Here is a 21,209-nt window from a genome sequence, read left to right on the forward strand (position 1 = left end):
AACTATTATGGCTTTTGCTTTCAGCTAACCCACGATTAATTGGAGATCAGCACTTTCGTGGGGAGTCATTATGTCTATACGCAAGGAACTGCATGAGATTACTATTTTTATTTTTCGTATTGGCAGGAATAAGCTGTCATGTTGCGGCGAAAGGCGTGAAGAGCGTCCATGTTGAGAGAAGAGATATTGGTGAGACTCTTGGAAAGTTTGTCCTTCCTGTTGCAATCGAAGGAAAAGGATATATTTCAAAAGAAGTTTGGCGTAGTCCGAAAGGAATAGTGTGTACAGTTTCATTATTCGAGCATAGTAGTCAAAACAGGGGAACATTTGAATGTGTTTCACCGGAATTGTATAAAGCTCAGGTAGCTTTGGATTGTTCAGATAATTCCAGCGCTGAAACGGCAGTATACTTATTCTTCGGCAAGGTTAACAGCGAGGGGGAAGTCGGAAACTTCTATATTTGGTGCGAGTAAAAAGATAAAAGAGACAAAACTAAAACAAAACTAAAAGAGACTCCAACTTCAATTTGACAGTTTTTTGAAGGCCAGATTCAAAGTCAGTTAGTTTCATTTAAAGTGGGTGGCTTCGTTATTTTTTCCCCCAAACCAAAAACGTTTGTTTATCCATAAATCAACTGCTAAGTTATTACTATTATACTAATTTATAAGAAATAAAAAGTTTATTAGCGGAATAAAACCACCTGTGGATAACTTCCTTTAACAGGAATTCGAGTTAATAAGCTTTTATATGTCTAAACCTATCATGGAGTGTTAATGTCAGAATCATGTAGTTGTGGCGAAAAAGCCGAAATTGGTGCAACAGTAAAATTTCATTGTAAAGTTTGCTCAAATGTCATTGAGAGATTCACAGTTAAAAAACCACTAAAGGCGGCTGGGTTAGCTGCAATTCTTGCATACGGTGGTAGTCAATTCATTGATTATGCAATAACAGATAATAGATATCCGCTAGATATTGAATATGCAGTTTTAGAAGCATGTGTTAGTTCACATAAACAGCCATTATCTTATAGCTCTTATGGCTCAAAGAAAAAAATATGTCTTTGTGCGCTTGAAGATACGATGAATGAAATTTCATATGTCAGATATAAAGTAAATGAAAAAGGCTTTTTAAAAGCCTTTGAAAGTAATGCTAAATCTTGTAAGTAGCTTGAAGAACCAAGCTACTTATTTTTATTAACTATTCTAAATAATCATCGTTATTTGGGTTGTGTCCATCAGACCAGTCATCCATATCAGCATCATTGTTAGGGTTGTTAATATCAGACCAAAGATCTAATTCGTCGTCAGACATATTTGATGAATCAGGCATAAAATACTCCTATTTTGTTTTCGGTGGATTATTATCTCTAGTGGCAGCTGATTTTTCACCAGATTTACTTGCTGTTGACTGAGCTCTTGCAGCAAATGAACCTTTGGTAACTGTTCCGTTATTACTTTTTGCCTGTGCTGACTGAATTCGAGCAGCAGCGGCTTTTGACATTGTGTTTTTAGACATGATATTTTCCTATTTAGTAAATTTAAATTAACGTCCCCGCTGGGACATTTATAAGATAGCAAGCACATAAGGGACAATTAGGGACAATGGAAACTGAAATTATTCAAAAAGAAATAAAAACACTTTTATCAAAACTTGGCTGGTCAATCCCTAAACTTGCCGAAGTCATTTATGTAGAAAAACATGAAGATGATGAAGCTATTGACGAAGCTAAAGCTATAAATTCATTTACAGTGGCACTTAAAAAACAATTGACACGTAAAACTACAAACTCAATGCTTCTAGAAGAATATTTATTGATTATTTCCAATCATAGTGATTTTTGTAAGCTTGGTTTAACAGTCCCCTATTATGTTAAATCTAAAGTTTTGAGCGAAACTATGGAATCAGGAATGAAAGATATATCGAAATTAATTACTAGCATATGTATTGAGTAAGCGACTTAACGAATCAATGGAGGCAGGTCACTTTGATTTTTAAATGGATACATACAATTTATACTCGAGTGGTTGTATACGTGATTTTTTAGCTTCTCCTCTAAACTAGTGGTGGCTCGCCACTCGCAAAATCAATGGGTCAGATCACTTTGATTTTTAAATGGATACATACAATTTATATTCGAGTGGTTGTATACGTGATTTTTTTTAGCTTTTCCTCGAAACTCGGGGCTCGTCTCTCGAAACTAAAGGATACACCCCCTCCAATTTGACAGTTTTTTGAAGACCAGATTCAAAGTCAGTTAGTGTCATTTAAAATGGGTGACAAATCATTCTTTATATTTGGTTTTGCCAAGAACCAACGAGAGAATATCAGTGCAAAAGAATTAAAAGCACTAAAATTTATGGCTAAAGAGTTATTATGTTATTCAAATCTACAACTTAGTAAAGCCGTTAAGTCAGGTGAATTAATAAAGGTGAAAAAGTTATGAGTAATAGTATTTTAGATGTCATGCATGACACCGCTAAAGGCTTGACTAATGGCGGTTCAATGGATGTTCAAACGATGCGTAAATTTGATGTGTTATGCCTACCTGAAGTAGAGCATTATGATGCTGCGCATATCAAGGCCATTCGAGAAAGTGTTCATGTGAGTCAAAGTGTTTTTGCAGCGTACTTAAACACAAGTCCTTCAACGGTTAGATCATGGGAACAAGGTGGGAAATCACCAAGAGGAGCTTCTTTAAAATTACTTAACTTAGTGGCACATAAGGGGTTAGAAGCGCTAGCTTATTAGTTACTAGTAACACTATCCTTTCATCATAAATCATTATATGTATATAAATTGAACGGGTGTCTCCGTTAATAGTTGAAAGTATTAACTGCTATGAAAAATAAAACCAGAGTCCTTATTTATGCCAGAACCAGATCCAAATAAAATATTGTCATTCACAACACCTGAAAAATTGGCTCAGTGGCTTAAGGCTAATCATTCTATTGAAAGTGAATTGTGGATTAAAATATTCAAGAAGAACTCTAAATTACCAAGTGTAACTTGGGATCATGTTGTAATTGAATCTTTGTGTTGGGGCTGGATTGACGGCATAAAAAAGTCATTAGACGAGCAAGCTTACCTTCAACGAATAACGCCTAGAAAAGTGAGGAGTAATTGGTCAAAAAGAAATGTTGAGCATGTTGAACGCTTGATCCGAGAAGAGCGAATGATGGAGCCTGGACTTGTTCATGTCAGTGCCGCTAAAGCTGATGGGCGTTGGGATAATGCTTATGTTGTTAGTGAAATGAAAGTGCCGGATGACTTCCTAGCCGCATTAGAAGACAAACATAAGGCGAAACAATTTTTTGAAACACTTAATAAATCAAGTCGTTATGTTATTGCTCATGGATTAAGAAGTGCGAAAAAACCTGAAACTAGGCAGAGGCGCTTTGCAAAATACATGGATATGATTGAGTGCGAAAAAAAGCCATTGTAGGCTTTCTAAAGAGGAAATAAAGAGACACCCAACTTTAAATCATTACTTCTGTACATAAATTTATAATCAATAGGATCAGGGTCTCTACGATCCCCAAAAATTAAAGGAATAGCAAGGCCATCCACCTCAATTTGAGTGTTTTCTAAACTATGAGTTGGAAAACGTTATGAGTCATATTATTCAAGCCTTTCCTCGAAACTCTTGGCTCACACCTAGCGTCCAACCTGTAAGAATTAGTTACATTTTTATGATTGTCCTTTCTTTTTTACGTGTTATTTTCATTGTTGTTGGCTGTACGCTCGGTGTCTTTGCGTTTTTGGCCTTAGGACTGGAAAGTTTACTTTTTGGGTTGGTATATTTAAATCATCCCGTCAATTTCTTTTCTAAACGAATTAATATTAATCAAAGTTGGATGTATGTATAAAACACTTGTGAAAGCTGGACTTTTTTTCTCGCTATTATTACCACTTTTAAGCTTTGCTGCTCCTAAAGATAACTCCTCTGAATTTCATTTATTGATCAATAAGTTGGTGTCGGCTCAGCGTGATTTTGATAACGCCGCACTATCAGAACTTTTACATAGCGATTATGTGGAAGTTTCACCTGCGGGTGAAGTTGATCATAGAAAAGAAGTTTTGGGCTTCTATGATAAATCTCATAAAGTGAAAGGGCAAAATAGTCCGCTAATTGAGATCAGTGAATTAGAAATGAAAATTGATGGAGAATATGCTTTTGTAATAGTAAAAGAAACTTTCACTATTCCAGGTAGCGAACACAAATTTTCCATGAGGGTATCCTTTACTTTTAAGAAAACGGACAACAGTTGGTTATTCTATAATGCACAATACACAGGTATACGCCCTTAATTAATAATGCTTCATTAAAAAAGCTTGGTCATTACTTGGCCAAGCTTTGCTTTAATTTCTGTATTTTGAAAGATAACTAAAAAGATAAAAGAGGGTAAAAGAGGGTAAAAAAGGCACTCACTCAAATTCCACAGTTATTTAATTCAGCTGAAATTAACATTTTTTCTTTGTGCCCTCTGTGGTTAATTGCTTTTCTCGCCACTCGCCACTAAGTTATGCATTTACCTTGGATGTATTGTTGTTTGAGTATGGATTTTGAGTAAAGTACTCAAAACTGACAACGCATAATATTGCTAGTAATAGACTGTGTGGTAAGTATTGAATAACGTCACTGGCTATAGCAGACATAGGTAACAGGTACATCATCTTATGGAGTTTTCTTGCTTTTATCGTTTGATAACTTGCTAGGGCAATCCAATAGATAAGTAACAGCACCAATGCTGGAAATTCAATGTACCAAAAAACAATAGTTCTGAAGTTCACGCCATAAATTTCACTTAACCAATATGTGCCAATATCTGCACAAAAAGCAATACTTAGCAGTAAGCTGGAAACATAAACTATACGGCTTGGGATTGCTTTTTTAATGTTGTGAATATTAAAAAATATTGCAGCATAGAAGAGCAGAGTAAAATGTCCAAAGTAAAAATATTGTTGTGGTGGTGAGTCCATTCTTGATGCAGCTTGCGGTATGTCGATAAGGTTAGACATAATAACTTTTAGCATCGTAGGGCTTTGTTCACCATTCCATATTACGGACATAATTCCACTTAATATGAATAAAAAGGCGATGAGAGTCATGTTTATTAAATGTCGATAATTCATTAGCTTCCCTTATTCATTAACTTGCTTAACGTTTTTGGGGCTAAGCTGTATAGCAATCTGGCAAGTTTTGCTTTACCAACATAAATAACACCAGATTTATTAATCTTACTGATGATGAATTGTGCTAAATCGTCAGACGATAGTAATCCTTTATGTCCTCTTTTCTTGGTCATATCGGTAGCTACCATAGGTGGAATAATTTCTAGTACGCTAATTTTTTTATGGTCAGTATGTAAAATTTGACTAAATCTATGGATAGCTGTTTTGGTTATTGAATACATAGGGGATACTTTTCTGTGACAAAAGCCTAACACTGAGCCCATATTAATAATTTTAGGTTGTGAAGCTTGAAGAAGAAGGCTTTCCAGCCCTAAGGTTAAGTGAATTGGAGCCATAAGGTTGAGAGCGACTTCATATTGGTGACTATCCCAATTAAGGTCTTCAAGGGTTAACTCAAATTGTACACCTGCGTTGTTTATTAACAGATTTAAGTGAGGGGTTGTACTTTTCACTTGGTCGATTAACTTTAATCGTTCACTGTTTTTTGATAGATCGTATGCCCAATGAGTGAGGTTATTGGATTCGATCTCTTCGAGATCCCCTGGCGTTCTAGATATTGCGATTACATGATGGGTTAGCAATAACTGTTTTGTTAACGCTAAACCAATACCGTTGCTAGCACCTGTGACTAGCGCGTACTTAATATTTTGTTGTTGCATAGTATCATCCAATAATTGTTAGTGATTAGATGATAATTGGGATATCCACCTCTGTAATTAACCCAAGTTAATAATGCTTTTTTATTTGAAAAAATTAACAGAGGCTAATTAAGCTGTACTCAGGATAATAAATCGCTTTCATATACTCGTTTTTTTATCCGAGATAAACCAACAGGAGTCACACCTAAATAGCGAGCTAGATCATTTTGAGTGATTTTTTCTATTAAGTGAGGAGTGTTTTTAACCAGCAGTGAAAAACGTTGTTCTGCACTTAAGCATAAAAATTCAAATTCTCTTTTTTCTTTCTTCATCGAAAATTGAAGTAAGACATCAATTACCTCATTAGCAACACTCACATCTTTATGACTGTATTCACGAAGTGCGGAAAATGAAATTTTTGTCAACCGAGTTGGTTGCAAACATAATAATCCAAAGGAACACGGCTCACCTAAATAAGCAGACGCTAAGCTACCTATAATATCTTTGTGAGACAAAAAAGACTTAATCGACTCTTTACCTTCATCCGACAAATAATACGCTTTCAATAAACCTGAGTTAATAAAATATAACGATGTATCTACATCTCCTTGTCTAAAAATATGCTCGCCAATATCTTTTTCAATTTGAATACCTTCGTTCTGCAAAAAATCATAAAAACTCATACGTTTTAACCTCGGTTAATGCGTGTTTAATTTATTCAATTGAATATACATCATCTAATTTAAAAATCGTCAATTAAGACAAAACAAATAGAGGTGAAAATGAATAAATTACATTTAATTATATTAGGAGTAACCATGTTATTTAATAAAATATCATTTGCAGGTGAATTAAATATTACCGTCACAAATATAGATACGACAAAAGGAGGGAACATTATCGTGATGATTTATGATAAGGAAGATGGGTTTCCTAAAGATCATGAAATGTCACTTTTAAGTTCAACTAAAAGTGTGCAGGAAAGTAGTTTAGATTTTGCTTTTGATGTTACTAGTCAACAAATAGCAATCAAAGTGTTACATGATGAAAATGGTGACGGCAAAGTAACTAAGAATTGGACTGGTATATATCCAAAAGATGGTCTTGGTTTTTCTAACGAGCAAAAACTTACATTTACAGGCCCACCAAATTACCAAAAATCTAAAATCACTATTTCACCAACAAAAAACCATGTGATTATTCCAATCATATATTAAGGGAGGGCAGTTTATGAAATCACTTCTAAAAGTCGCATTAATACTTTTCTTACTTTTTGCTTCAACTTTTTTGCTGCTCAATATAACGGGGGTGTTAACGGCGGATCAAATTGAATTTTGGTTAACAAATGCTAAAGATTTGCCTCCTATATACATAGGGCTGTTTGTTGCGTCGTTGTTATTTTTAGATTTATTTATCGCAGTGCCAACGTTAACCATAGCTATTGCGGCTGGATACTTCCTTGGTCATATCTATGGTTTTATTGCCGTATTTATTGGCTTTAGTTTAGCTGGGGTTGTAGGTTATTGTTTAAGCCGATTGTACGGTAATAAAGTTCTCAACTTTTTAATAAAAGATGAGGATAAGCGAATGGAAGCAACAACGCTTTTCAAAAAACATGGCGTAGTTACTATACTCTTGTCTAGAGCTATGCCCATTTTACCGGAGGTATCGGCTTGTCTTGCCGGTATGATGCATTTACCGTTTAAACGTTTTATAACCGCATGGATACTCAGTAGCGCACCTTACGCATTAATAGCCACCTATGCTGGTTCTATTAGTACGTTTGATGATCCCAAACCTGCAATATTTGCAGCGATAGGCCTGTCTGTATTTTTGTGGACATGTTGGTATTTATATCGACGAGCACATAGATACTCAGTCAATTAATAGGAAGTAATTCCCAATAGTTGAATTACCCAATTATTGGGATGCTTTTATGCCGTCATATCAGTAAAGAGATTGATTGTTAACTAGTTGTTTATCCTATTTTTTACACATAAAAAATAAGCCCATGTAATTAATATCAATTGTAGTGGCGCGCGTATGGCCAAGTAAATTGGTCCCCATTGATGACCACCTAAGCCTGTGTAATTTAATGCTGCATAAATATTTGCAGGAAAAAACACAATAAAAACCGCAATGGCTAATTTGGCCGCTTGGCGTTGGAATTTAGGAGTAAATAAAGCAATCCCTATTAACAGCTCTAATAACCCTGTTGCATAAACTAATGCAAAACGAGATGGCAGCCAAGTTGGTAACATGTCCACCATTCCTTGCGTTTTGGCAATATGACCAATAGAGAAAAATATAAAGGCGACTCCTAAGCCCCAAGATGCATATTTGTTTACGTCCAATTCATGGTCATTTACCTTTGAATAGATAAGTGCAATCAATAAAGGGCTAGATAATAGAGTTAAGATAATTATAGGTGTTAACATTATTCATTCACTTCATTAAAGGTTATTTTAAAAGCCGTCAAAGGCGGTTAATTGCTAAAAAGCAAAGCATTATTACTCGCTTTAATTGTGGTCAGCACTTACAGTGCTGCCCATATTTTTTCTAGGAAAAACTCTTGATTCTCTATCAACCTTTCTACTTTTTGAGGATCTTGAGTGAGCAGCAAGCAACAATATCCGTGTAGAGAAGACCAAACGTAATTAGCTTGTAAGTTAACGTCTTCTTTTTTGATCACAGATTTCTGTTGAAACTGACCTAATAGCGTTTCTAATTGATGAAATAACTTAGCTGCAGAAACCGATAATTCGGCGGTTGGATTATTTGATAGCTCGGTATTATTAAACATTAAATGATAAAGCGCAGAGGAGGATAAGCAAAAATCCACGTACAACTCACCTAGCCGATACAACTCAAACTTAGGCTCTTCTTCTCTGTTATCTAGATTTAACATTGAAGTATTTAATGACTCAAAGCTATGCTGAGCAATAGCGCATAGTAAATCATGTTTATCCGCAAAATGCCTATAAGGTGATGCCCTAGACACATCTAGTTTTAAAGCAATTGCTCGCATCGTAATTGCTTCTATGCCCTCGTTGATCAGTAACTTAGTAGCAACATCAATGATGGAGGCCTTTAAATTAACTGCGTGATATTTATGTGCTCTATCTTTTTTCATATTATAAAAATAACACACATGTTGACACTGTCAACATTAATTGATTTAAATTAAGGCGTTTTCACTTTAAATCTTGCTCCTTTAAAAGAAAGCTCCCAAAACAGTCAAAAGACACTCCTTTAAAAATCACAAACACAAGTGGTGAAAAATACTAAGTCGTTGGTTTAGTTAACTACTTTTTGGTTTTTGTGTTTTATTGTATTTTAAGGGATTTCAAAATAACCAATAAAAACATACGCTTAATGTTTGGCACACGCACTGCAATTGCTTCTGTAAATCATAAAAATAATGAGCAGTAGATGGAAAACTTAACAAACAACACAACTAACAAAGCCAACTCAGGCATGGCAATGGACAAAGTCGTTGATACTAAACGCCCTCGTTGGAAACTTTACCTAACATTGACGGCTGTTGTTATAGCCTGTGTCACTTACTACGCAAGTCAGTCTTCTGTTGATGGTAAAACGATGACAGTGTCAAACGCAGACATCAGTATGGAGTCGGTATCGTCTGGTGTATTTGAAGATTACATTCCAATAAGAAGTCGTGTTGTTCCTTTAAAAACCGTTTACTTAGACGCGGTTGAAGGTGGCAGAGTGGAAAAAATATTGGTTGATGACGGAACATTGTTAAACGCAGGTCAACCTATTGTTGTTTTGTCTAACACTCAATTGCAGTTGGATGTGATGCGTAATGAAGCTGCTGTGACTGAACAGTTAAATAATATGCGTACTATTGAGTTGTCGTTGGAGCAAAATCGCTTAAATCACAAACGTAACTTAGTAGAAATCGAATACGAAATAAAAAAACTTAATCGTCAACTTACCAGAGAAAAAAGCGCATTAGCCGCTGGCAATCTTACTTTAAGTGCTCTGGAGCAAACACAAGATCTGCTTGATTACCAGAATCAACGTAAACAACTCACCTTAGAAAGCCAAAAAACAGATGCATTAATGCAAGAACATCAACTTAAGTTTTTAACATTATCCGGTGGACGTTTAGAGCAAAGCCTAGAGTTTGCGCGGGAGAACATCGACAACCTCAATATGAAAGCGCCAGTACAAGGCAAGTTATCGGGTTTTGATTTAGAAATTGGCCAATCAATTAGTCGTGGTGAACGCATAGGCCAAATTGATGAACCGTCGGCATTTAAATTAGAAGCCAACATTGACGAATTCTATTTAGGCCGAGTCACTATTGGTCAATTGGCCAGCACCAGTCATAACGGTGAAACCTATCAATTAAGCGTAAGCAAAATTTACCCTCAAATCATTAATGGGACGTTTCGTGTGGATCTTAAATTTGCACAAAGTCAACCGAGCAATATCCGCAGAGGACAAGCGATGGCGACCAAATTTAGTTTGGGTGAGCCGGTAAATACATTGCTCATCCCGAATGGTTCATTTTATCAAGACACAGGTGGACATTGGTTGTTTGTTATTGACAAAAACACCAATACAGCCAGCCGCCGCAACATCAAACTTGGCCGTAAAAATAATCAATTCATTGAAGTGGTATCAGGTTTAACCGCAGGTGAGCGTTTCATTAGCTCAACGTATCAAGCTTATACCGACATACAACAAATAAAAATTACTAAGGATTAACACCATGTTAAAGATTCAAAACCTATCTAAGAGTTACCGTACTGAAAACGTTGAAACAACGGCATTAAACAATATCGACATTGAAATTAAAAAAGGCGAATTCATTGCCATTATGGGGCCGTCAGGTTGTGGTAAATCTACCTTATTAAATACCATTGGTATGTTAGACAGTCCAACGTCTGGCCATTATTGGTTTAACGATGAAGACGTAGCAAATTACTCAGAAGCAAAACTAGCGAAAATAAGAAAACACAGCATTGGTTTTATCTTCCAAAGCTTTAACTTAATCGATGAGTTAAGCGTAAGGGAAAATATAGAGCTGGCATTGCTTTATCACAACATTCCAAGTGCTGAACGTAAAGAAAGAGTGGAGAAAGTCATGGAACAAGTTGGCATTACACACAGAGCTGATCATATGCCAAGCCAGTTATCTGGTGGTCAACAACAGCGTGTTGCCGTTGCAAGAGCCGTGGTTGGCGATCAAACCATGATTTTAGCCGATGAACCTACCGGAAACTTGGACACTCAGCACGGCCATGAAGTCATGGAAATGCTACAGGAGCTAAACGCAAGCGGTAAAACTATCGTTATGGTGACGCACTCGCCTGCACATGCTGAATTTGCCACTCGCACTATCACTTTATTAGATGGTCAAGTTGTCATGCCTGATTTAAAAGCGGTTAGCTAAGGAATACTGATATGTTAATTTATAATTATTTATTAAGTGGCTGGCGTAATATCAACCACAACAAACTGTTTTCAAGTATTAATATTTTAGGCTTAGCTATTGGTTTAGCGGCAGTTACCTTGATCACTCTATTTGTTCGTTCAGAATTATCCTATGACACGTTTTGGAAAAATGCGGATACGCTAAACCGTTCACATATTGTATTTAAAATCCCAGGACGCGATCCGTTTAAAGCTGTATCGGCTCCAGGGCCATTAATCCATGCATTAAAAAAAGATTACCCACAAGTGACTTATGCATCTCGTTTAGCTACGTTATCTCCAGCAATTAAAGTGGGCGCAGAAACCTTTATTCAAAAGGTTAATTTGGTTGATAAAGACTTTCTAACTATGTTTGATTTAACCTCATTATCTGGTGACTTAACTAATGCGTTAAACGATCCTCACTCGTTAATATTAACCAAAGCATTAGCTACTAAATATTTTGGTCAAGAAGATCCAATAGGTAAAACCTTAAGCTTAGATTATGACTATTTTCAGCGAGATTATAAAATAACCGCAGTCATTGAAAACTCAGTGCCAAATACACAGTTACCTGTTACAGCATTAGCTCTGATTGATGAAAATGATTGGACTGAGCGCAGCTCTCTTTTTACTCAGTGGTTTTCAGTCAACGCACAGCTATATTTTCAAACAAAAAATCCGTCAGACTTAGATCATATCAACGCAACGTTTGACGATTTTTCAAATCGTAATTTTCCAAAACTTCCAATAGGTGGTGCAGACGCTAAAGCATCTGACTTTATAGAGTTAAGTGCCATGAATATTAAAGATTTGCACTTACATGCGGTAGGCAGTGGTGAAATGAACGAACGTGGCAACGCGACTCGAGTATTTATTTTTTCTGCTATTGCCGTGCTTATATTAATCATAGCCATTATCAACTTTATGAACTTATCAACGGCGCGTGCGAGCCAAAGAGCAAAGGAAGTGTCTTTAAGGAAAGTGATGGGGGCATCTCGTACAAACTTAATCTTTCAATTTTTAGGTGAGTCGGTATTAGTGACCTTTATCGCGTTAGCCATATCTATTGGTTTAGTTGAGCTTGCATTGCCTTTTTACAATGAAGTGTTAAATAAAGAGCTAGCAATAAATTATGCTTCTAGCGACATGTTACAAATTACAGGCTTGGCATTATTGGTCGGTATTTTAGGTGGCCTTTACCCTGCATTTGTTCTTTCAAACTTTAGACCTGCAACTGTGTTAAAAGCCAATAAATCAGCTGAATCTAGCGCTTCTGTAAAATTAAGAGCCATATTAGTTGTCATGCAATTTGCCGTATCAATTGGTTTGTTTATTTCTACCGCGGTGGTTTATAGCCAAATGCAATACGCAGACAAAATGAATCCAGGTTTTAACAAAGACAATATGTTAATTGTCCATCGTATGGGCTTAGATGCAGTAAATGAAAAAATGGATATGTTGGTAAAAGAGATCAGTAAAACACCGCAAGTGACTGCTGTGACTTGGTCCAATGAAACTCCAGGTAACACCAATGAAAACAATACTATGCTTCGTTTACCGGGCATGTCAAAAGACGACGCATTATTAATGGGGCAGCGTGGAGTTGGTTATGACTTCTTTTCAACTTATGAAATTAAGGTGTTGGCTGGGCGTACTTACCAAAAAGAACGAAATGACACACCACTTGCTACCGCTAAATTACGTGAAGGTGTTAATAGGAAATCATCAATAGTGCTAAACTTAGCGGCAGCTCGTCGTTTAGGTTATACAAGTGCAGCTGATGCAATAGGGCAATCAATATTCACTAGCCGAGGAAACCCTAATGAGAATTTAGAGGCTGAATTGGAAGTGATTGGCGTTGTTGATGATGTTCATTTTGACAGCTTACGCGCAACCATAAGACCTGAAATATATAACTTAAATGCAACTTGGAGCCAAACTCTTTCTGTCAGATTTAATGGCAATCCCGATACAATAAAAGCAAACGTTGAGGCCATTTGGCAAAATGCGATAACAAATATTCCATTTCGCTATTCATTTTTACGCCAAGACGTAGCTGACATGTATAAAACTGAACAAGGGCAAGCCAAAATGTTTGCAGCCTTTTCTGGCCTAGCTATTTTCATCGCTTGTCTTGGTTTGTATGGCTTAGCTAACTTTACCGCAACACGACGCACTAAAGAAATTGGCATCAGAAAAGTCATGGGTGCGTCTGTCTTTGATATCGTTAAGTTATTGTTGTGGCAATTTAGCAAACCGGTATTTATCGCCAACCTAATTGCTTGGCCAATCGCGTATTGGGCTATGAGTGATTGGTTAGAGTTATTTGTGTACCGTATTGATAATAGTTACATCTTATTATTATCAATTATCGCAGGTATTGGCGCATTATTAATTGCTTGGCTTACAGTAGCGACTAACTCTATTAGCGTAGCAAAAGCTAATCCAATAAAAGCACTAAGATATGATTGATGATTTAATCGTCCAAATGTTTTGAGGACATACGTAAAGCAAATATAAAACACAAAAGCGAACCTTAAAAAGGTTCGCTTTTTTTATATCTAATTGAAATTAAAGTAATTCACTTCCAATTAGAATCTAAGAGATGCTCAGCTGTTTTGGTTCAAATGGACGTCTCTGTTATTTCCTCGATGAAATAATAACCTTCTAGAATAGAACTTAACTTAATTTGATATTTAGATAAAATCAATATAGGTTGAATTGTGAAATATTCACTACCCAATAAGGATTTTATAATGAGAAGTGATTTTATCCGTTTTAATGCGCCACTATTAGTTGCTGCATCATTTCTATTAACCGCATGTACTCCAAATAGTTCTAAAGAAAAAAACCTTCCTTCATTTTCTCAAGGACTCGCACAACAAACCCAATCAGACTTATTAAAATGTAAAAAAGTAGATTCTGGAGGAGTACCTCCACGTATTACTAATCTAGGTAAGATCACATCAGAGGATGGTCTAGAATGGATTGTTCCTGCCAATATTGATTTAGAAAATGATACTAAAGCTTCTGACTTATTTAATGTCTGTAATGATGTTATTCCAAATAGTTTCGCCGATGTAGATGTAACTAATTTCCCGATTCATGATGCCGGTGGGGAAGAGTTATTTACGGCTTATGTATTTGGTGATAATTATTTTGAGCTTAATGTTAATGGCAAACTTAAAGTAGTAGATCCTCTTCCGTTTACTCCTTTTAACAGCAGTGTGATCCGTTTTAAAGCGCAACGTCCTGTTACATTAGCAATCAAAGCTGTTGATTGGGAAGAGTACTTGGGGCAAGGTTTTGAGACCTTTGGTAAAGCAAAATATCATGCAGGTGATGGAGGTATCGTGATAGTCATTAAAGACAAAAACGATAAAATAGTTGCTGTGACTGATAATAGTTGGAAAGCACAGACTTACTATATTGCACCACTAAAAACGAAAGAATGTTTATTGGTTAATGGTGCAACCAGAAACAGCTCCGGATGCCCAACGGATGATGTCCCAGATGGTTCTCAATTTTATGCTGCTCATTGGCCATTACCAATAGATTGGGATGCTCCTAACTTTAACGATCAAGCGTGGCCGCAAGCAACAACGTATAGCAATGAAGAAATTGGTGTACATAATAAACCTGCTTTCAATCATTTCACAAAATTATTTGACGACAATACAGGAGATGCATCATTTATTTGGAGTGATAATGTTGTGCTAGACAATATAGTGCTACTGAGAAAAATAATTAATTAGTCCTATATATGCGAGATAACAAAAATGGTTTGTTATCTCGTATTTATTTTAATTCATGACTGAAAACTACTCTTTAATATGCACAGTCACTTTATCCGTCACTTGTTGTTTTTCTATCATGCCGCCAAGTGTGATCCAATTACCGTTTACGTTTAATAAACCTCTGTGATCCATGCTGGCTTGTGGGCTGTTGCTTACTTGCCATGAACGTTTGGCTATGTTGTAAATCCAAATCTCGTTGTTAGGTGTTAATGGTTTGTCAGTTTGCGAATTACTGCCAATCGATTTGCCTGCACCATCATGTGGAGCGTTTGTACCGCCGACAAAGATTATCCTGTCGTTTTCTGTATCACCGGCTGCGGCCATTTTGAATCTTCCAACATCAGTTGGGTGTACCCATTGATACCAACTTATTTTGTCGGCTCTGGTTACGTTAATTTCACCTAAATAACAACTTGCTTGTTGAGTAATGGTTCTATTTGCCGCAAGTTGCGGAGTTACTTTTGCGCCATCACAAATCATAATGACGTTATCAACTATGCCACCTGCATGACCAAATACAGGTGTTCCAATAAATGGACTTGCTTGAAACCATTCATTTTTTAAGGTGTCGAATACTTGTACTAAGTTAACTGCAGCGTCGTTATTCCAGCCTGAAATGGCATAGATATAACGGTCTCGATAAACCAAGGTAACCGCATCATTAACCGATACTGGCATAGGTTCTAATTGCACATAAGTGTCGGTTGGAACATGGTATTTATAAACGCCTGGTGCGGTATCAAAAGACTTTGAACTACCTAAGTTATAACCTCCAAAAATATATACGCTGTCATTAACACCAACGGCGGTACTGCCAATGCGACCATAAGGTTCTTGTAATGACGGCAATGGTGTTATGGCTTGCCACTGATTTTCAAAGTCAGCTTCAAGATTGGTTGTTTCTGCTTTAATCTCAAAAGAAAATTTAGGTGTAGAGAGTTGCTTTAATTTTGTCTCTGTTTTTGATTCAGGATTAGTGTTGCCATTGCTTTTGCTTTTTTTATTAGGAGCGGTGTTATTAGTGTTGTTCTTAACAGTATTGCTATCAACACTATCAACAACATCTAATCTCCAAGCTTTGTTGTGCATACTGGTAATTTTTTTATCTGCGCTTAACCCAGAAAAGCTTAATATGCTTTGTTTGCCATCAATGATCACAGACGCTACGGCATTGTTGGTCACAGGCTCAGGTAGAGGCGGTAAATTAAGTTTGGCATGTGATTGGAAAGACAAAATAGCGCTAAAAATGAATACTGTTTTAAGTAGGTTATTTGTAGAGGTCATAAATTCACATCTCCTTTTACGAGTTTGAGTTAAGGGCGGTTATTCGTTATGCATTATTAGCTTTGTATTTTGTACTAACTAATCTGATGAGGCAATCTCAAGTACCTCACATTGATTGTTGGTAACTTGCCAGCGGATATTCAAGTTGTATAAAAGTATGCCGTAAATTTTATCATCAGTTTTATTTTGTTTATAAGATGGTCTTGGGTCTTGTTGCAAAACTTGCTCAATTAGTAATGATAATTGAGGGTATGTTTTTTGGTATAGCGCAATTTGAGTATTGGCCTTCTTGCTAAACACCACGCTAAGGCTATGCTCTGGTGCACTTTCTGCCAACTCAGAGTGAGCATTTTCAATACTATCTGAATAAGGTATATAAGGCTTTATATCCACTACTGGCGTGCCGTCTAATAAATCCAAACCTTGTACGTCAACAAACCATTGTTTGCCTAACTGTCTAACACCAATTAATTTTACCGCGGACATGCCAATGCCATTTGGCCTAAATGGTGAACGTGTGGCGAATACCCCCATTTTCTCATTGCCGCCTAATCTTGGTGGTCTAACACTAGGCTTCCAACCTTGTTTAAGGTTTTCATGGAATAGAAATAAAATCCAAATATGGCTGTGGGCTGTTAAATCTTTAAGGGCCATTTCGTTATTTGAGTCACCACTTAATTTGATGCTGCCAATTACTGCATCACACAAGCCTGGTTGTCTTGGAATACCAAATTTCTCTTTAAAAGGTGATTGGATTTCACCTATTGGTGATAGTGAGTGGTTCTGCGAAAAATTGGAATTAGTAGGCATATTTTTATTTTTAGTGAAGATGAACTGAATGTATTCTAAACAGACAAATAGGATTGTGAAACGCTAATTTATAAATAGTATTAAATTAGGATAATAAATACGTTTTTTAGATAATGTTAGTCAGCAACTAGTGTAATATCATTGCACTTTGTTGTAGTTCGATTTTAAACGCATGTATTCAACTTAAAATGGTTTTAAAACCTTGAACTTTTCATTTGAATTTAGGGCTTGAATTGATAAAAAACGACAATATAAAATCTATATTTAATGTAATTGGTATAAGCCATATAGTTATTCAACAGATACAGTTGCCTTCACTGGCAGGGGTAATGAAATAGATGATCGAAATAAAAAATATAACTAAACGATTTGGCGACTTTGTCGCGGTAAATGATTTGTCATTCGATGTTAAACCGGGTGAAGTTGTTGGCTTTTTAGGACCAAACGGCGCAGGCAAATCAACTACTATGAAAATGCTAACGGGCTTTTTGCAAGCAAACTCAGGCTCTATAACCATAAATGGGATAAATATAGAAGACGATCCCTTGAGCATAAAACAAGGTTTAGGTTACTTACCAGAAGGTGCACCAGCCTATGGTGATATGACGGTATTACAGTTTTTAAGTTTTATTGCAGATGTCCGTGGATTAACTGGCCGCAAAAAACAAGCTAGAATTGCCCGTGTTATTAAAGATGTAGAGTTAAGCTCGGTATTAGATAGAAATATAGAAAACTTATCAAAAGGCTTTAAACGCCGAGTTGGTTTAGCCCAAGCTATTATTCACGATCCTAAAGTTTTAATTTTAGATGAACCAACTGATGGGTTAGATCCAAATCAAAAACATCATGTTAGAGAGTTAATTAAGAATTTAGCCAAAGACAAAATAGTTATTATCTCTACTCATATTTTAGAAGAAGTAACGGCGGTGTGTAATAGAGCATTGATCATTGCCGAGGGCGCTAAAATATTCGACGGCACACCAGAAGAACTGCAAGCTAAATCATCATTCCACCACGCGGTGACAATTGAATTAAGTGAACAGATAGAAAATGCCAACGCGTTAACCTCGTTACCGGAAGTTGCTTTTGTGCTTACAGAGGGCAACAAAGTAACTGTGCTACCAAGTGAGGGACAGAGTATTTTTACGGTGGTTTACGACAAAGTGCGTGAGCTAAATTGGCCGTTTTACTCTATTTACAGTGAAAAAGGTCGGCTTGACGATATATTCCGTGAGTTAACCACGGCTTCATCTAATTCTACTGACGTATAAAGGAGACGCTATTATGAATTCATCTTCTATTAAACAGCGAGCTATGAAACAATTTTCTATGATTTCAATTCTGACTAAACGTGAGTTTATGTCATTTTTTGCTACGCCAATTGGTTATGTTTTTATCGCTATATTTTTGATCATGAGCGGTATTATGACTTTCAATTTAGGCTCCCTTTATGAAAGAGGGCAAGCGGACTTATTACCATTTTTTAATTTCCACCCTTGGCTATATTTATTTTTAGTGCCAGCGTTTGCTATGCGTTCATGGAGTGAAGAACGTCGCAGTGGCAGTATTGAATTATTAATGACCTTACCGATAACAGCGTTCCAAGCTATGGTGGCTAAGTTTATTTCGGCTTGGTTAGTGTTAGGGCTTGCCTTGGTATTAACCTTTCCACTGTGGATAACAATTAACTATTTGGGACAACCAGATAACGGCGTTATTTTGGCAGCTTATATTGGTAGTTGGTTAATGGCTGGTGCGTTTTTAGCCATAGGTATTTGTATGTCTGCGTTATCTAAGTCGCAAGTAATTGCGTTTATTTTGTCTATCTCAATTAGTTTCTTGTTTGTACTAAGTGGAACAGAAGCTGTGATCAATTCATTTAAAGGCGTATTGCCTACTGCGTTTATCGACGTAATTGCGTCGTTATCTTTTATCCAACATTTTGATTCAATTGCTAAAGGTGTTATAGCACTTAACGATGTAGGTTATTTTTTATTGGTGATCTTAAGCTGGTTATTTGCTGGCTTAGTTATTATTGAAGATAAAAAGGCGAGCTAAATGGACACTAAAACGGAGACCCAAATGCATTCAAAATTATCAATTAAACGAGTTTCGTTTCCCGTTGCGCTTGGCGCAATCGCGTTTGCCTTTCTTGCATTGGTATTGTTAAACAATGTTTTATTAAACAAAGTTAGACTGGATTTAACCGAAGGTAATGTGTATTCAATTACCGACGGAACGCATCAAATACTGTCAGAAATAGATGAACCTATTACCTTGTACTTTTTCTTTTCAGACAAAGCAACAGAAGGATTAACAACCTTACGTAATTACGCCAACCGAGTGAAAACCTTATTGCAAGAATATGAGCTTTACTCTGATGGCAAAATTAAATTACAGATCATAGACCCTGAAGCGTTTTCTGAAGCGGAAGATAAAGCATCTGAAATGGGATTAGTTGCAGCACCAATCAATGCAACGGGAGAGTCTATTTATTTTGGCCTTGCTGGTACTAACTCAATAGATGATAAAGAAGTCATTGCGTTTTTTGACCCAAGCCAAGAAAGTTTGCTGGAATATGAATTGAGTAAATTAGTGCATAAGTTGTCAGACCCAGCAGCAACTAAAGTTTCTATATTGTCATCGCTACCAATACAAGGCGGAACCAATCCAAACCCAATGGCTATGCAAATGGGACAACCGCAAACCTTGCCAGCTTGGGCGTTTTTATCTCAATTGGAACAATTATACCAAGTTGAAATCTTAGAGAGTGACGCAGAAACGATACCGGAAGACACTAAAGTGTTGATGATTATCCATCCAAAAGACTTAGCAGACGCTCAGTTATTCGCAATAGAGCAATATGTGTTGAATGGTGGTAAAACGTTTATTCTTGTTGACCCATCATCTGACTCAGACTCGCAAGGTGCTAACGTGATGGGCGTACCAAATCCATCAACGTCAAATCTTGAACCTTTATTTAGCGCATGGGGAATTGATTATGACCCAGATACCATTGTGTTAGACGGTGCAAAAGGGTTAGAGATCATGATGCCTGATGGCATGCCGGGGCGTCATATTGGTTATTTAGGTTTAGACAAAGACAATATTGATGAGCTAGACGTTGTAACTTCTTCGTTATCTAGTATTAATGGCGCAAGTATGGGCGTATTAGCTTTATTAAATGATGCAACAACGACGTTAACTCCTTTGCTGACAAGCTCGGAATATACTGACTTTACCGACCTTGCTCGATATCAAATGTCAGGCACAAATCCTGATATTTTGCTGACCGATTTTACGGCGAAAAACGCTAATGTTGTATTAGCCGCAAGAATTAGTGGTGCGGCTAAAACCGCATTTGAGACTTTGCCTGAAGGTGTTACTGGTGCAGATTGGATTAAATTCTCTGATAATATTCAGTTGATTGTAGTTGCCGATACTGACTTGTTAACAGACCGTTTTTGGGTGCAAAGCAGTAACTTCTTTGGTGAAACTGTTTTACAACCATTTGCTAATAATGGCGACTTTGTGGTTAATGCGGTTGATAACTTAGGTGGTAATTCAGCTTTGCTTTCAATTCGTGGCCGTGGACAATACCAACGTCCGTTTGATGTAGTAGAGCAATTGACGGTTGAAGCTGAAGCTAAGTTCAGAGAACAAGAACAACAGCTACAACAACAATTAAGTGAAACTGAAAATCAGTTAGCGCAGTTACAAAATCAACAAGTGGATAGCGGCTCTCTAGTATTAAGTCCAGAGCAAGAAGCTGCGGTAGAGTCATTTGTGGCTAAGAAATTGGAAATTAGAAAACAACTTAGAGATGTACAACATCAATTAAATAAAGATATTGAATCATTAGGTACGGTTATTAAATTATTAAATATCGCGTTTTTCCCTATTCTTTTAACTTTAGGTTTAGGCCTCATAGCTAGACGTATCCGTTATAAAATGTCTGCCAAGTATCAAGTTAAGCCGCAATCTGAAGCTAAACAAACGCCTGAAGCTACAAAAGCTAAGACTAGGAAGTAGGGATCAA

The 21,209-nt window shown here is 36.6% G+C and carries 25 protein-coding genes; 16 read left to right on the forward strand and 9 right to left on the reverse strand.

The genetic code is table 11. The annotated features are described in order from the left end of the window. Both Q0940_RS12900 and Q0940_RS12905 read left to right on the forward strand, forming a co-directional pair. Positions 1–473: hypothetical protein (locus tag Q0940_RS12900; RefSeq protein WP_299269178.1), on the forward strand; the 473-nt coding region annotated here is incomplete at its 5' end. Between the two features lie 300 nt (positions 474–773). Further along, complete coding sequence (locus tag Q0940_RS12905; RefSeq protein ID WP_299269179.1) at positions 774–1,166, forward strand: hypothetical protein; 393 nt, start codon at positions 774–776, stop codon at positions 1,164–1,166. Between the two features lie 31 nt (positions 1,167–1,197). On the opposite strand, the gene Q0940_RS12910 is transcribed toward Q0940_RS12905, so the two are convergent. Continuing rightward, complete coding sequence (locus Q0940_RS12910) at positions 1,198–1,329, reverse strand: hypothetical protein (RefSeq protein ID WP_299269180.1); 132 nt, start codon at positions 1,327–1,329, stop codon at positions 1,198–1,200. A gap of 9 nt (positions 1,330–1,338) precedes the next feature. Beyond that, the gene (locus tag Q0940_RS12915; RefSeq protein WP_299269181.1) at positions 1,339–1,515 is read right to left on the reverse strand and encodes a hypothetical protein; all 177 of its coding nucleotides are present in this window, start codon (positions 1,513–1,515) and stop codon (positions 1,339–1,341) included. Positions 1,516–1,601: 86 nt separating this feature from the next. Between Q0940_RS12915 and Q0940_RS12920 the strand changes: the two genes are divergently transcribed. From Q0940_RS12920 to Q0940_RS12940, 5 genes are all read left to right on the forward strand, one after another. After that, positions 1,602–1,952, forward strand: coding sequence for a hypothetical protein (locus Q0940_RS12920; protein ID WP_299269182.1), 351 nt, complete (start codon positions 1,602–1,604; stop codon positions 1,950–1,952). Between the two features lie 305 nt (positions 1,953–2,257). Continuing rightward, positions 2,258–2,443: a type II toxin-antitoxin system RelE/ParE family toxin gene (locus tag Q0940_RS12925; RefSeq protein ID WP_299269183.1), complete on the forward strand. Its 186-nt coding sequence runs from the start codon at positions 2,258–2,260 to the stop codon at positions 2,441–2,443. Beyond that, positions 2,440–2,748, forward strand: coding sequence for a DNA-binding transcriptional regulator (locus tag Q0940_RS12930; protein ID WP_299269184.1), 309 nt, complete (start codon positions 2,440–2,442; stop codon positions 2,746–2,748). Before Q0940_RS12925 ends, Q0940_RS12930 begins: the two co-directional genes overlap by 4 nt. A gap of 118 nt (positions 2,749–2,866) precedes the next feature. Then, positions 2,867–3,442, forward strand: a complete 576-nt coding sequence (locus Q0940_RS12935) for a YdeI/OmpD-associated family protein (RefSeq protein WP_299269185.1) — start codon at positions 2,867–2,869, stop codon at positions 3,440–3,442. Between the two features lie 416 nt (positions 3,443–3,858). Then, positions 3,859–4,308, forward strand: coding sequence for a nuclear transport factor 2 family protein (locus tag Q0940_RS12940; RefSeq protein WP_299269186.1), 450 nt, complete (start codon positions 3,859–3,861; stop codon positions 4,306–4,308). 213 nt (positions 4,309–4,521) lie between these two features. Here Q0940_RS12940 and Q0940_RS12945 read toward each other — a convergent pair whose 3' ends face one another. The 3 genes from Q0940_RS12945 to Q0940_RS12955 form a co-directional block, all read right to left on the reverse strand. Further along, positions 4,522–5,070, reverse strand: a complete 549-nt coding sequence (locus tag Q0940_RS12945; RefSeq protein WP_299269187.1) for a hypothetical protein — start codon at positions 5,068–5,070, stop codon at positions 4,522–4,524. A 62-nt stretch (positions 5,071–5,132) separates the two neighbouring features. Then, positions 5,133–5,852, reverse strand: a complete 720-nt coding sequence (locus tag Q0940_RS12950) for an SDR family NAD(P)-dependent oxidoreductase (protein ID WP_299269188.1) — start codon at positions 5,850–5,852, stop codon at positions 5,133–5,135. A gap of 119 nt (positions 5,853–5,971) precedes the next feature. Continuing rightward, positions 5,972–6,514, reverse strand: coding sequence for a Crp/Fnr family transcriptional regulator (locus Q0940_RS12955; RefSeq protein WP_299269189.1), 543 nt, complete (start codon positions 6,512–6,514; stop codon positions 5,972–5,974). A gap of 99 nt (positions 6,515–6,613) precedes the next feature. Here Q0940_RS12955 and Q0940_RS12960 point away from each other — a divergent pair, with 99 nt between their 5' ends. Further along, positions 6,614–7,048: a DUF2141 domain-containing protein gene (locus Q0940_RS12960; protein ID WP_299269190.1), complete on the forward strand. Its 435-nt coding sequence runs from the start codon at positions 6,614–6,616 to the stop codon at positions 7,046–7,048. 13 nt (positions 7,049–7,061) lie between these two features. After that, a complete protein-coding gene (locus tag Q0940_RS12965; protein ID WP_299269191.1) occupies positions 7,062–7,718 on the forward strand; it encodes a VTT domain-containing protein in 657 nt (218 codons plus the stop codon). An 83-nt stretch (positions 7,719–7,801) separates the two neighbouring features. Here the strand turns inward: Q0940_RS12965 and Q0940_RS12970 are convergent, their stop codons facing one another. Both Q0940_RS12970 and Q0940_RS12975 read right to left on the reverse strand, forming a co-directional pair. Continuing rightward, complete coding sequence (locus Q0940_RS12970; RefSeq protein WP_299269192.1) at positions 7,802–8,269, reverse strand: hypothetical protein; 468 nt, start codon at positions 8,267–8,269, stop codon at positions 7,802–7,804. Positions 8,270–8,367: 98 nt separating this feature from the next. Next, positions 8,368–8,964 (reverse strand): TetR/AcrR family transcriptional regulator, encoded by a 597-nt coding sequence (locus Q0940_RS12975; protein ID WP_299269193.1) that lies wholly within the window; start codon positions 8,962–8,964, stop codon positions 8,368–8,370. A gap of 299 nt (positions 8,965–9,263) precedes the next feature. Here Q0940_RS12975 and Q0940_RS12980 point away from each other — a divergent pair, with 299 nt between their 5' ends. The 4 genes from Q0940_RS12980 to Q0940_RS12995 all read left to right on the forward strand — a co-directional run bounded on the left by Q0940_RS12980 (position 9,264) and on the right by Q0940_RS12995 (position 15,034). Beyond that, a complete protein-coding gene (locus Q0940_RS12980) occupies positions 9,264–10,568 on the forward strand; it encodes an HlyD family efflux transporter periplasmic adaptor subunit (RefSeq protein WP_299269194.1) in 1,305 nt (434 codons plus the stop codon). Positions 10,569–10,572: 4 nt separating this feature from the next. Beyond that, a complete protein-coding gene (locus Q0940_RS12985; RefSeq protein ID WP_299269196.1) occupies positions 10,573–11,256 on the forward strand; it encodes an ABC transporter ATP-binding protein in 684 nt (227 codons plus the stop codon). Positions 11,257–11,267: 11 nt separating this feature from the next. Then, positions 11,268–13,751 carry an ABC transporter permease gene (locus Q0940_RS12990; RefSeq protein WP_299269198.1) on the forward strand — a complete coding sequence of 828 codons (2,484 nt, stop codon included), beginning with the start codon at positions 11,268–11,270 and terminating at the stop codon, positions 13,749–13,751. Positions 13,752–14,035: 284 nt separating this feature from the next. Further along, entirely contained in the window at positions 14,036–15,034 is a 999-nt protein-coding gene (locus Q0940_RS12995; RefSeq protein WP_299269200.1) for a hypothetical protein, read from the forward strand. Between the two features lie 66 nt (positions 15,035–15,100). Here the strand turns inward: Q0940_RS12995 and Q0940_RS13000 are convergent, their stop codons facing one another. Continuing rightward, complete coding sequence (locus Q0940_RS13000; RefSeq protein ID WP_299269202.1) at positions 15,101–16,360, reverse strand: galactose oxidase; 1,260 nt, start codon at positions 16,358–16,360, stop codon at positions 15,101–15,103. 78 nt (positions 16,361–16,438) lie between these two features. Then, the gene (tsaA, locus tag Q0940_RS13005) at positions 16,439–17,170 is read right to left on the reverse strand and encodes a tRNA (N6-threonylcarbamoyladenosine(37)-N6)-methyltransferase TrmO (RefSeq protein ID WP_299269204.1); all 732 of its coding nucleotides are present in this window, start codon (positions 17,168–17,170) and stop codon (positions 16,439–16,441) included. A 338-nt stretch (positions 17,171–17,508) separates the two neighbouring features. On the opposite strand from tsaA, the gene Q0940_RS13010 reads away from it, so the two are divergent. The 3 genes from Q0940_RS13010 to Q0940_RS13020 are packed head-to-tail and all read left to right on the forward strand — an operon-like array spanning position 17,509 to position 21,202. Beyond that, a complete protein-coding gene (locus Q0940_RS13010; RefSeq protein ID WP_299269207.1) occupies positions 17,509–18,441 on the forward strand; it encodes an ABC transporter ATP-binding protein in 933 nt (310 codons plus the stop codon). Between the two features lie 13 nt (positions 18,442–18,454). Then, positions 18,455–19,228 carry an ABC transporter permease subunit gene (locus Q0940_RS13015; protein ID WP_299269209.1) on the forward strand — a complete coding sequence of 258 codons (774 nt, stop codon included), beginning with the start codon at positions 18,455–18,457 and terminating at the stop codon, positions 19,226–19,228. Further along, entirely contained in the window at positions 19,229–21,202 is a 1,974-nt protein-coding gene (locus Q0940_RS13020) for a GldG family protein (protein WP_299269211.1), read from the forward strand. Positions 21,203–21,209 lie beyond the last annotated feature (7 nt).

The organism is uncultured Psychrosphaera sp. (assembly GCF_947500655.1).
Classification (GTDB): Bacteria; Pseudomonadota; Gammaproteobacteria; order Enterobacterales; family Alteromonadaceae; genus Psychrosphaera.